Source organism: Actinomadura geliboluensis (assembly GCF_005889745.1).
Classification (GTDB): domain Bacteria; phylum Actinomycetota; class Actinomycetes; order Streptosporangiales; family Streptosporangiaceae; genus Spirillospora; species Spirillospora geliboluensis.
In genome coordinates, this window is record NZ_VCKZ01000295.1 from 1 (window position 1) to 11,371 (window position 11,371).

At 72.1% G+C, this 11,371-nt stretch carries 10 protein-coding genes; 1 reads left to right on the forward strand and 9 read right to left on the reverse strand.

All coding sequences use genetic code 11. The features are described 5' to 3' along the window. Positions 1-475 precede the first annotated feature (475 nt). Positions 476-931, reverse strand: a complete 456-nt coding sequence (locus ETD96_RS31360; RefSeq protein WP_138640101.1) for a TIGR03618 family F420-dependent PPOX class oxidoreductase — start codon at positions 929-931, stop codon at positions 476-478. Positions 932-1,070: 139 nt separating this feature from the next. On the opposite strand from ETD96_RS31360, the gene ETD96_RS31365 reads away from it, so the two are divergent. Further along, positions 1,071-1,718, forward strand: coding sequence for a maltokinase N-terminal cap-like domain-containing protein (locus tag ETD96_RS31365; RefSeq protein ID WP_138640102.1), 648 nt, complete (start codon positions 1,071-1,073; stop codon positions 1,716-1,718). Positions 1,719-1,825: 107 nt separating this feature from the next. Here ETD96_RS31365 and ETD96_RS31370 read toward each other — a convergent pair whose 3' ends face one another. From ETD96_RS31370 to ETD96_RS31405, 8 genes are all read right to left on the reverse strand, one after another. Beyond that, positions 1,826-2,479, reverse strand: a complete 654-nt coding sequence (locus ETD96_RS31370) for a maleylpyruvate isomerase N-terminal domain-containing protein (RefSeq protein ID WP_138640103.1) — start codon at positions 2,477-2,479, stop codon at positions 1,826-1,828. Positions 2,480-2,623: 144 nt separating this feature from the next. Next, positions 2,624-3,898: a thymidine phosphorylase gene (locus tag ETD96_RS31375; protein ID WP_138640104.1), complete on the reverse strand. Its 1,275-nt coding sequence runs from the start codon at positions 3,896-3,898 to the stop codon at positions 2,624-2,626. Positions 3,899-3,901: 3 nt separating this feature from the next. Continuing rightward, complete coding sequence (locus ETD96_RS31380) at positions 3,902-4,315, reverse strand: cytidine deaminase (RefSeq protein ID WP_138640105.1); 414 nt, start codon at positions 4,313-4,315, stop codon at positions 3,902-3,904. Then, complete coding sequence (locus ETD96_RS31385; RefSeq protein ID WP_138640106.1) at positions 4,312-5,667, reverse strand: ABC transporter permease; 1,356 nt, start codon at positions 5,665-5,667, stop codon at positions 4,312-4,314. Before ETD96_RS31385 ends, ETD96_RS31380 begins: the two co-directional genes overlap by 4 nt. After that, positions 5,664-6,983, reverse strand: a complete 1,320-nt coding sequence (locus ETD96_RS31390; RefSeq protein ID WP_205719538.1) for an ABC transporter permease — start codon at positions 6,981-6,983, stop codon at positions 5,664-5,666. The genes ETD96_RS31385 and ETD96_RS31390 overlap by 4 nt, the downstream gene beginning before the upstream one ends. Continuing rightward, on the reverse strand, positions 6,980-8,518 hold the full coding sequence (locus ETD96_RS31395; RefSeq protein WP_171069317.1) for an ABC transporter ATP-binding protein: 1,539 nt from the start codon (positions 8,516-8,518) through the stop codon (positions 6,980-6,982). The genes ETD96_RS31390 and ETD96_RS31395 overlap by 4 nt, the downstream gene beginning before the upstream one ends. Positions 8,519-8,697: 179 nt before the next feature. Beyond that, positions 8,698-9,756: a BMP family lipoprotein gene (locus ETD96_RS31400; protein ID WP_240808359.1), complete on the reverse strand. Its 1,059-nt coding sequence runs from the start codon at positions 9,754-9,756 to the stop codon at positions 8,698-8,700. A 263-nt stretch (positions 9,757-10,019) separates the two neighbouring features. Next, the gene (locus tag ETD96_RS31405; protein WP_138640110.1) at positions 10,020-11,267 is read right to left on the reverse strand and encodes an amidohydrolase; all 1,248 of its coding nucleotides are present in this window, start codon (positions 11,265-11,267) and stop codon (positions 10,020-10,022) included. Between the last annotated feature and the right edge of the window lie 104 nt (positions 11,268-11,371).

Sequence of the window (11,371 nt, forward strand, 5' to 3'; positions counted from 1 at the left end):
GCGCCCCACCATCCCCAGGCGTCCCCGAAACCCGATGAAAGCGCAGCTCAGCCACTGACCACCGGACGGGACGCGCGGTACCGCAGAACCACCCGGCAGGGTAGTTGACAACTGTGCCAGACGGCGCGTAAAGCGCCTGTCCGATATCTGTGATCACGAAAAGATCGATTTCGGAGGGAAGTCACGATCAAGGCGTGCGCGCTCCTCGCCCATCCGATACAAATCCCTAGCCTGAAGGTCATTGCGGACAGGGCCCCGGGATTAACGCCCACCGAGTCACGTTTTCCGGCGGTCCGGTAATGGAATGAGTCAACATCCGCAGGCGCCTCGGACGCTTCGGCGGCGACAGTTCACAGAGGTGGTCTTTCGGCGACCAGAGTACATCCCCCTCGACGGAACCGGCCACTTCGACGTTGTTCCCGTGCCGTTTTCCAGGCGCCGCCCGGAAGCGGCCGCCGAAAAGCGGGCGCGCAGTTCAGGAGGCCGGCGGGTTGCCGTAGACGCGGCGCGGGGTGACGAGCACGGCGGCCCGCCGCTCCTCCGCCATCACGCGGTCGTAGGTGTCCCAGTCGTCGTGCGTGCCACCGGCCGCGGTGAAGATGTCGCGCAGCAGCACCCGCAGCGCCTCGCCGTCGACGCCGGGCCGCGGATCGTCCGGGCCGATGATCTCCGCGTCGCCCTCCACGGCCGTCCACCGCCAGCCCGCGCGGGCGACGATCGTGGCCCGCGGGTCGGCGCGCAGATGGTGCAGCTTGCGGGAACCACCGGTGGCGACGAGCCCGACGACCCGTCCACCCCGCAGCGGATGCTCTAGAACTCCGGCGTTGACGACGGACGACTGCACACCGCCGTCGCCCCGCAGCGTGCTGACCACGCACAGGCCGTGATCCAGCGGTATCAGTTCGGCGAAGCCTTCGAGGTCGGTCCCCATCGATCAGCCTTTCTCCCTGAGCCCCCGCCCGGAGCCGCCGGCCGACGCTTCGAGCACATCCGGTGTTCTACCCAGCCGAGAGCCCGCCAAGGCGATGCCGCCGAGCACGGGCCGGCAGGCGGTCCGGTAGAAAGATCGCATGGCAGTCATCTACGAGACGACCATGACGCCCGGGAAGCTGGAGCTGCTCACCGCATGGCTCCCCGCGCAGCCCTGGTACGCCGGCCCGGGACCCGCGCCGCGCCTGACCAGGGCGGGCGGTTTCCGGCTCGACGACCCGGACGGCGAGGTCGGCATGGAGTTCATGGTGGTCACCGACACCTCCGGCGACCGGCCCATCTCCTACCACGTACCGCTCAGCTACCGCGGCGCCCCGCTGGACGGGGCCGAGGAGGGACTCGTCGGCACCTCCGAGCACGGCGTCCTGGGACGGCGATGGATCTACGACGGCACCCGCGACCCGGTGCTCGTCGCCCAGCTCCTCGCCCTCCTCCAAGGCCGCGCCGAACCGCAGCACCAGACCATCGGCGACAAACCGGACCCGTCCGTCTCGGCGCACTTCACCGGAACCACCGCCTCGACGCTGACCGCGATCAAGGCCGTCGAGCACGGCCCCGACCGCACCGACATCACCGTGGCGACCGAACCGAGCGGCACCCTCACGATCGGCGTGACCCGCGTCCTAGACCCCCACGACACCGCCACCGACGTCCAGGCCCACGTCACCGCCCCCTGGCGAACCCCGGACGGCACCGAGCACCGCGTTCCCCTCGCCGTCCTCCACTGATCACCGGCCGTCCCCTGACCAAGATCGGCTAACCGGCCCGCCGTGCCCTCCGGACGGACGGCGGGCCGAAAAAGGGCCATGGATCCGGCCCCCCTTTGACACGGAACTCAGCCGAGGACGAACGGGAGCCGTGCGGCCAGGTCCCCGAGCGCGGCCCTGTCGGCGTCCGCTGGAGGGCGGCGGCCGGTGCCGATCAGGAGGGCGTCCGTGTCGGAGAACGAGGCCGGAAACCGGGCCCCGGCGATCCGCTCCAGCGACGCGCGCGCTGCGGCGAGGGTCTCGGCGGGCGGGCCGGCCGCCTCGGGCACGTCCGCGATCAGGTCGAGGTGGTGCAACGTCCACTCCATGACGTACGCGGAGAGGTAGTCCCCGGCGGTCAGCACCATGTCCTGGGTCGCGACGCGGAGCTCCGGATCGGCGAGTGCGGCGGCGCGCCCCGCGGCGGAGCCGACGTCGTCGAGGTGGAACTTCAGCAGGGCCGGGTCGCCGTAGGCGGCGGCCAGCCGCGGGATCAGCGCGTCGAGCGGGTCGTCGCCGGTCGGCGGGTCGACGAGCTTCCAGTAGGTGTCGGCGTCGGCGGTCGGTTCGCCGTCGGCAGGCGTGACCAGGGTGATCAGCACGTCCTGGGCGTCGATGACCAGGTGGCACACCAGGTCCCGGACGAGCCACCCCGCACAGCCGGACGGCCGCTCCCAGTCCCCATCGGAGAGTTCGGCGACCGCCCCGAGCAACGCCGTCCACGAGCGTGAGAAGTGATCCACTCCGGCCAAGCTAGTGCCGCCCCGAGACGGCGGGCAATCGGATTGACCGAGGCACGACGACATCAACACCCGCGCCCTTCTGGACGCCCGGCAAGCGCGGGCTCCACTGATCGTGGACGCCCTGAAGCCGCCGCGCCGTGCCCGTCAGGCGATCCGGTCGATGATCAGCGGGTGCGGGGACGCGGCCGCGCCGTCCTCGATCTCGTAGGCGCCGTCCAGGGACTCCAGGGCGCGGGCGAACCGGGCCTCGTCGTCGCCGTACAGCGTGAGGAGCGGCTGCCCCGCGCTGACCGTGTCGCCCGGCTTGGCGTGGCAGATCACGCCCGCGCCGAACGAGACCGGGTCCTCCTTGCGGGCCCGGCCGGCGCCGAGCCGCCACGCCGCGACGCCCACCCCGTAGGCGTCCAGGCGGGTCAGGACGCCGCTGGACGGCGCCGTGACCGTGTGGGTCTCGCGGGCCGTCGGCAGCGGCGCGTCCGGGTCGCCGCCCTGGGCGGTGATCATGCGGCGCCAGACGTCCATGGCGGAGCCGTCCTTCAGCGCGTCCGCCGGGTCCTTGCCCGTGATCCCGGCGGCGTCGAGCATCTCCCGGGCCAGGGTCAGGGTCAGCTCGACCACGTCGGACGGGCCGCCGCCCGCCAGGACCTCCACCGACTCGGCGACCTCGACGGCGTTGCCGACCGCGTTGCCGAGCGGCCGGTCCATCGCGGTGAGCAGCGCGACCGTGCGCAGGCCGTGGTCGGTGCCGATCGCGACCATCGTCTCGGCCAGTTCGCGGGCGTTCTCGACCGTCTTCATGAACGCGCCGGAGCCGACCTTGACGTCCAGGACGAGCGCGCCCGTCCCCTCCGCGATCTTCTTCGACATGATCGAGGACGCGATCAGCGGGATCGACTCCACCGTGCCGGTCACGTCGCGCAGCGCGTACAGCTTGCGGTCGGCGGGGGCGAGGCCGCTGCCCGCCGCGCAGATCACCGCGCCCGCCGCCCGCAGCACGTCCAGCATCTCGGCGTTCGACAGCGACGCCCGCCAGCCGGGGATCGACTCCAGCTTGTCGAGGGTGCCGCCGGTGTGGCCGAGGCCCCGCCCGGACAGCTGCGGGACGGCCGCGCCGCACGCCGCCACCAGCGGCGCCAGCGGCAGCGTGATCTTGTCGCCGACACCGCCGGTGGAGTGCTTGTCGGTGGTCGGGCGGTCCAGCGCCGACCAGTCCATCCGCTCACCGGAGCGGATCATCGCCTCCGTCCACCGCGCCACCTCGGCCCGGGTCATGCCGTTCAGCAGGATCGCCATCGCGAGCGCCGACATCTGCTCCTCGGCGATCGCGCCCCGCGTGTAGGCGTCCACCGCCCAGTCGATCTGCGCGGGGCTCAGCACCCCGCCGTCGCGCTTGGCGCGGATGACGTCAATGGCATCCATGGATCAAGCTCTCTCGATCAGGTCGTCGGGGCCGAAGGCGTCCGGGAGGACGTCCGACATGGGCAGGACGCCGCGGACGGTCTCCAGCAGCATCGGCGCGCCGCCGTGCTCCCACAGGAGCTGGCGGCAGCGCCCGCACGGCATCACCGGGTCGCCGTGCTTGTCGACGACCGACACCGCGACGAGGCGGGGCTGCTCGCCCTTGCCGGGGCCGTGCAGCGCCGACACGAGCGAGCACTCGGCGCACAGCCCGACCCCGTACGAGGCGTTCTCGACATTGCACCCGGTGATGATCCGGCCGTCGTCCACCAGCGCGGCGGCGCCGACCGGGAACCCGGAGTACGGGCAGTACGCACGCGTCATCGCCTCCCGCGCGGCGGTGCGCAGGCCAGGCCAGTCGATCTCCATGAGAGTCATCTTGCCTCGCCTCGCCTGTAGCGCACGCCGTTGGCCGCGGGCATGCGGAGGCGCTGGCTGGCCAGGGCCAGGACGAGCAGCGTCGTCAGGTGCGGTGTGAAGGAGACCAGCTCACCGGGGACGATCTCGCTCATCAGGAACCAGACGAGCAGCCCGGCCGCCGCCACCAGCGACAGCACCGCGCCGAGGGAGGCGTTGCGGACCTCGCGGCGGCCGAGGTCGGTGACGATCTGGCCGCGCAGCCGGTTCGCCCGCAGCGCCTGCCAGACCGCGACGCCGATCAGCAGGATCGCGACGAACAGCAGCAGCGCGTGGACGGCCTGCCCGCCGCCGCGCACGTTCATCGCGTCGGTGTAGCCGAACAGCAGCGAGCCCGCGGCGAGCCCGCCCGGCCGCCAGTTGCCGAAGATCATGGCGGCGAGGCCGATGAAGCCGCGGCCGTTGGTCTGGCCGTCCTGGTAGAGCGGGGCGGCGACGGTGACGAGGAACGCGCCGGCGAGGCCGGAGAACGCGCCCGAGATGACCACGGCCGCGTACTTCATCCGGTACACCTGCACGCCGAGCGACTCGGCCGCGTACGGGTCCTCGCCGCAGGAGCGGATGCGCAGGCCGAACGGGGTCCGCCACAGGATCACGAAGCTGAGCGGGACGAGCAGCAGCGACACCAGCGTCAGCAGCGACATGTCGCTGGTCAGTCCGCGGGCGATGCCGGCGATGTCCGACAGCAGGAACCAGTGGCGGCCCTCCAGCGAGCCGAGCCAGTCGGGGCTCTGCCAGCCGCCGATCTTGCCGCCGGACAGCACCGGCAGCGTCAACGTCATGATCGGATCGACCGGCGGGGACTGCCGGGGCCCGCCGCCGAGCGCCTTCGCCGCTCCCGTGTCGAAGATCAGCCCGGCCAGGAACTGGGTCAGCCCCAGCCCGAGGATGTTGATCGCGACACCGGACACGATGTGGTCGACGCCGAACGACACGGTCGCGATGGCGTGCAGCAGCCCGCCGAGCGCGCCGCCGATGATCCCGGCGAGGACGCCGATCCACGGGCCCCACTGGTAGCCGGCCCACGCGCCCGTCCAGGTGCCGAGGATCATCATGCCCTCGAGACCGATGTTGATCACACCGGACCGCTCCGACCAGAGCCCGCCGAGCCCGGCCAGGAAGATCGGCACGGCGAGGCGCAGCGCGGCGCTGACCGTCCCGCTGGAGGTCACCGGGTCGGCGTCGTCGATGACGCGGACCAGCGACAGCAGCACCAGCAGCCCGGAGCCGATCAGCAGGTAGTGCGGCCAGCGCAGCCTGATCTTGCCCTTGGCGGCCTTCACGGTGGCCACCGCCTCGGTCGCGGCGCTCATGAGGCGCTCCCAGCGGCCTCGCGGGCCAGGTCGTGGCCGGTGGCCAGTTCGGCGGCGACGGCCCGCTGCTGCAGCCGGATCTCCCAGCGCCGGACGAGCTCGTACACGATGACGACGGTCAGCACGACCACGCCCTGCATGACCCCGACGATCTCCTTCGGCACGTCGACCTCCTGGAGCACGTCGGAGGTCTGGTCGAGGAACGCGAACAGCAGCGCGGCGAGCGCGATGCCGGCCGGATGGTTGCGGCCGAGCAGCGCCACCGTGATGCCGGTGAAGCCGAGCCCGGCCGGGAAGTTCAGCGAGTACTCGTAGGACGCGCCGAGCAGCTCCGGCATGCCGATCAGGCCGGCCACCACACCGGACGCGATCATCGTGTAGACGATCATGCGGCGGGCGTTGACGCCGCTGGCCTGCGCGGCGGACGCCGACAGCCCCGACACCTTCAGGTCGAAGCCGAACCGGGTGTAGTTGATCACGACCCAGAACACGATCCCGACGAGGACCGCGAGCGGCAGCAGCCCGTACACGTCGCCGGGCAGGTCGATGCCGAGCGAGGACAGGAAGCCGTTCAGCGGCCCGACCCGTCCCGACTCGGGGATCTGCGCGGTCGCGACGTTGTTGCTGCCCGGCCGCACCTCGGCGAGCCGCTTGTCGTTCAGCAGGTAGGCGATGACGCCGGTCGCGATCGCGTTCAGCATGATCGTGGACAGCACCTCGCTGACCCCGCGGGTCACCTTCAGCACGCCCGCGATCGCGGCCCACAGCCCGCCGACCACCATCGCCGCGACGATCACCAGCAGCTGGCCGAACGGCGCGGGCAGCGTGATCGCGCCGCCGAGCGCGGCGGCGAGGAACGCGGCGATCCGGTACTGGCCGTCCACGCCGATGTTCAGCAGCGCCATCCGGAAGCCGATCGCCACCGCGACCGCCGACAGGTAGTACCGGGTCGCGCGGTTGACGATGTCGACGATCGAGTTCTCGGTGGTGCCGTAGTCGATCATGCTCTGGATCGAGCTGATCGGGTCGGCGCCGGTGACCCGCAGCAGGATCATCGTGATGCCGAGCGAGATCAGCAGCGCCAGCACCGGCGCGCCGATCTTCAGGCCGAGCCCGGTCGGGCCCAGCCCGCGCAGGATCGCCTTCCACGCCGGCACCGGCTCCGGGACGCCCTTCCCGGCGTCCTTGCCAGCGTCCTTGCCGTCGGCGGGCGGCGCGTCCTTCGACAGGCTCTTCGGCGCGTCCTTCGACGCGTCCTCGGGGGGCTCAGGGGGTTCGCCGCCGCCCGGGGGCGTCGGGTCCTTCGGCTCGCTCATGAGGCGCCGCCCGCGCCGGTCATCGCGGAGCCGAGCTCCTCGGGGGTGACGGTCCGCGGATCGACCTCCGCGACCAGCCGGCCCCGCAGGATCACGTGCAGGGTGTCGGACATACCGATGAGTTCCTCAAGATCGGCGCTGATCAGCAGCACGGCCAGCCCGTCCGCGCGGGCCTGCCGCAGGTAGTCCCAGATGGCGGCCTGGGCGCCGACGTCGATGCCGCGCGTCGGGTGCGCGGCGATCAGCAGGTGCGGGTCGCCGGACATCTCCCGGCCGACGATGAGCTTCTGCTGGTTGCCGCCCGACAGCGCGGCGGCGGGCACCTCGATGCCCGGCGTCCGGACGTCGTACTCGCGGACGATCCGCGTCGTGTCGCGGCGGGCGCCGCGCCGGTCCGTCCAGGGGCCGCGGACGTTCGGCTTGCGGGTCTGGTGGCCGAGCATCCGGTTCTCCCAGAGCGTCCCCTCCAGGATGAGCCCGTGCCGGTGCCGGTCCTCGGGGATGTAGGCGATGCCGGCCTCGCGGCGTCGGCGGGTCGCCCAGTGCGCGATGTCGTCGCCGCCGTACACGATCGTCCCGGCGTCGGCGTTGCGGATGCCCATGATCGCTTCGATGAGCTCGGTCTGCCCGTTGCCCTCGACCCCGGCCAGCCCGACGATCTCGCCGCGCCGGATGCGCAGCGACACGTCGTCCACCACGGGACGGCCCTCGGGGGTCAGCACCGTCAGCCCGCCGATGTCCAGCTGGACGTCCTCGGTGACGGTCGACTCGCGCAGCTCGGGGGTGGGCAGCTCGGACCCGACCATCAGCTCGGCGAGCCGCCGGGAGGTGACCTCGGCGGGGTCGAGCCGGGTCGCGACGGTGGTGCCGCGCCGGATCACCGAGATGGTGTCGGCGACGGCGAGCACCTCGTCCAGCTTGTGCGAGATGAACAGCACGGTGAGGCCCTCGGCGCGCAGCTCCCGCAGGTTGCCGAACAGCTCGTCGACCTCCTGCGGGACGAGCACCGCGGTCGGCTCGTCCAGGATCAGCACGCGGGCGCCCCGGTACAGCACCTTGAGGATCTCCACGCGCTGCCGCTCGCCGACGCCGAGGTCCTCCACCAGTGTGTCGGGGTCGACGCGCAGCCCGTACGCCCGCGCCATCTCCTTGATCTTGGCGCGGGCGGCGGCGAAGTCGATCCGGCCGCGCCGCCAGCCCTTCCCGCGGGGCTCCGCGCCGAGGACCACGTTCTCCAGCACGGTCAGGTTGTCGGCCAGCTTGAAGTGCTGGTGGACCATGCCGATGCCGCGGCCGATCGCGTCGGCCGGGGTCCGGAAGGAGACCTGCTCGCCGTCGACCTCGATGGTGCCCTCGTCCGGCCGCTGCATCCCGTAGAGGATCTTCATCAGCGTGGACTTGCCGGCGCCGTTCTCGCCGCAGAGCGCGTGCACCTCGCCGCGCTCGATGGTGAGGTTGATGTCGCGGTTGGCCACCACTCCGGGGAACCGCTTGGTGATCGATGTCAGCCGCACGGCCGGCACCTGGTCAGGCACGAGTGCCCCTCCTCCTGCCTCGAACGTGCACGGAAGGCGCCGCGGGACGGGGCCGGGGACACGCCGCCGCACCGGGGGCCGCCCGCCTGGACGGCTCCCGGTGCGCGGTCGCTGCCGGGTGGTGCGGCCTCACGCCGCCACCGCGCGGGGGAACGTCCCCGCACTCCCCGATCGCCGGCTCACGCCTTGGTCGGGACCTTGATCTCGCCGCTGACGATCTTGGCCTTGAGCTCGTCCAGCTTGGCCTTGATGTCGTCGACGTTGCCGCCGGACGTCGAGTAGCCGACCCCGTCGTTCTTCAGGTCGTACGTCGTCGTGCCGGCCTTGAAGGTGCCCTTGGCGACGCTCTCGACGAAGTCGAACACCGAGAGGTCGACGTGCTTCACCATCGAGGTGAGGATGTGCTGCTTCACCCCGGCGACCGCGGGCTGGTTGTACTGGTCGGAGTCGACGCCGATGGCCCACTTGCCGGCCGCGCCGACCGTCTTGATGACGCCGATGCCGGCGCCGCCCGCGGCGTGGTAGATGACGTCCGCGCCCTGGTCGAGTTGGCCCTTGGCGGCCTCGTTGCCGAGGCTGGTGTCCTTGAAGCCGTTGAAGTTCGGCGGCTGCGTCAGGTACTTCGCCGGCAGGATCTTGATGCCCGGCTTGGCGGCCTTCGCGCCGGCCTCGTACCCGGCCTGGAACTTGTGGATCAGCGGCACGTTGACGCCGCCGATGAAGCCGATCGTGCCGGACTTGGACTTCAGCGCGGCGGCCGCGCCGACCAGGAAGGAGCCCTGCTCCTCGGCGAAGCAGGCGCCGCTGACGTTGGCGCCCTCGACCTTGCACTGGTCGGCGTCGACGACGAGGAACTTGGTGTTCGGGAAGTCCTTGGCGACCTTGACGATCGAGGTGGTGTAGGCGAACCCGACACCGATGATCGGGTTGTAGCCCTTGTTGGCCAGCAGCCGCAGGCGGGACTCCTTGTCGGAGTCCGGCTCGTCCGGCTTGGCCGAGATCTCCTCGGTCTGGACGTCCAGGTCCTGCTTGGCCTTGTCGAGGCCCGCGGCGGCCGAGTCGTTGAAGGACTGGTCGCCGCGGCCGCCGATGTCGAAGGCCAGACCGATCTTGAGGGTCTTCTTGCCGCCCTCGTCACCGCCACCGGTGTCCGCCTTCTTGCCGCCGCACGCGGAAGCGCTGAGCAGCAGCGCCGCACCCGTCACGGTGACGAGCGAAGTCTTCAGTCCACGGCGCAAGGTAGCGCTCCTTCCGTTCCCCACCCACGGTCCGGTGACCGATGCGGTCACCGAAATCGATGGGACGCTACCTCGCGAATGAGGGCAAACTTCCCGCCTGCACCGATTCGCAACAGGTCCGTTACCAATGCGTACGCATATCGCCACAGGTCAGCGGCGCGGCCACGGTCCTGAGCGGGCGCGGGCCGACGTGGGGGACGCGCCGCGGCACAGGTCACCGGAAAGGGGAACGGGCGGTCACGCACGGTGACCGCAGCGGCGGATCAGGCCAGCGCGGCACCTTCGATCGGCTCGCTGTCGCCCGGCCGGCCGCCCTCCCACAGCGCGGTCAGCGCGGTCGCGCTCAGCACCCGCAGGCCGACCGCGATGCACCGCTCGTCGACGTCGAAGTCGCCGCGGTGCAGGTCGTACTCGCCGGGCGAGCCGGGGGTGCGCACGCCGAGCCGGGCCAGCGCCCCGGGGATCGACTCCAGGTACCAGCCGAAGTCCTCGCCGCCGAGGCTCTGCGGGGTCGGCACGACGCCGTCCTCGTCCATCACCTGCGCGGCGGCGTCGCGGAACATCTGCACGCTGGCCGCCTCGTTCACGGTCGGCGGAACGCCCCGGACGTACTCCAGCGACGCCTCCACGTCGTAGGCGGCGGCGACCGACTGCAGCAGCGCCTTCATCATCTCCGGCGCGCGGTGCCACGCCTCGTCGTCCAGGCAGCGGACGGTGCCCTCGGCGATGCCGTCGTCGGGGATCGCGTTGGCGACGGACCCGGCCGACACCCGCCCCCACACCAGCGACAGGCTGGAGCGCGGGTCGACGCGCCGCGACAGCGCGGACGGCAGCTCGGTGACGATCTTGGCGAGCGCGTACACCAGGTCGGCGGTCAGGTGCGGCCGGGCGGTGTGCCCACCGGGGCCGGTGACCTTGACGTACACCTTGTCGCAGGCCGCGGTGATCGGGCCGGTGCGCAGCCCCAGCTGGCCGACCTCGATGCGCGGGTCGCAGTGCAGCGCGAACGCGCGGTCGACGCCCGCGATGCCGCCGGCGGCCATCACGTCCAGCGCCCCGCCGGGGGTCTCCTCGGCGGGCTGGAACAGCAGCCGGACCCGGCCCGGCAGCAGCCCGGCCTCGGCCTGCTGCGCGAGGAACAGGCCCGCGCCCAGCACCATCACGGTGTGCACGTCGTGGCCGCACGCGTGCGCGACGCCGGGGACGGTCGACCGGTACGGGACGCCCTCCTTCTCGTCGTGCAGCGGGAGCGCGTCGATGTCGGCCCGCAGCGCGACCGTGGTGCCGTCGGCGGGGCCGATGTCGCAGAACAGCCCGGTGCCCTTCGGCAGGATCACCGCGTCGAGGCCGGCGGCGCGCAGCCGCTCGGCGATCTTCGCGGTGGTGCGGTGCTCGGCGTAGCCCAGCTCGGGGTGCGCGTGCAGGTCACGGCGGAAGGCGATCAGCTCGGCCTCGTGCGCGGCGAGGAAGGCGTCGAGCTCCGGCTGCAGGACGGCGCCGCCGAGCGGCACCGGCGCCGTGCGGGCCGCTTCGGCGGGCACGGGGGCGGGCACGGCGGCGTCGGGCAGGGCGGTCGCGTCGGCGGGCGGGGCCGGCGCCCTTCTCTTACTCTGAG

Coding starts and splice junctions, on each gene's coding strand:
- ETD96_RS31360 (WP_138640101.1), bottom strand. CDS start 931: ATGGGGACCGACCTCGAAGGCTTCGCCGAACTGATACCGCTGGATCAC.
- ETD96_RS31365 (WP_138640102.1), top strand. CDS start 1,071: ATGGCAGTCATCTACGAGACGACCATGACGCCCGGGAAGCTGGAGCTG.
- ETD96_RS31375 (WP_138640104.1), bottom strand. CDS start 3,898: ATGGATGCCATTGACGTCATCCGCGCCAAGCGCGACGGCGGGGTGCTG.
- ETD96_RS31380 (WP_138640105.1), bottom strand. CDS start 4,315: ATGACTCTCATGGAGATCGACTGGCCTGGCCTGCGCACCGCCGCGCGG.
- ETD96_RS31385 (WP_138640106.1), bottom strand. CDS start 5,667: ATGAGCGCCGCGACCGAGGCGGTGGCCACCGTGAAGGCCGCCAAGGGC.
- ETD96_RS31390 (WP_205719538.1), bottom strand. CDS start 6,983: ATGAGCGAGCCGAAGGACCCGACGCCCCCGGGCGGCGGCGAACCCCCT.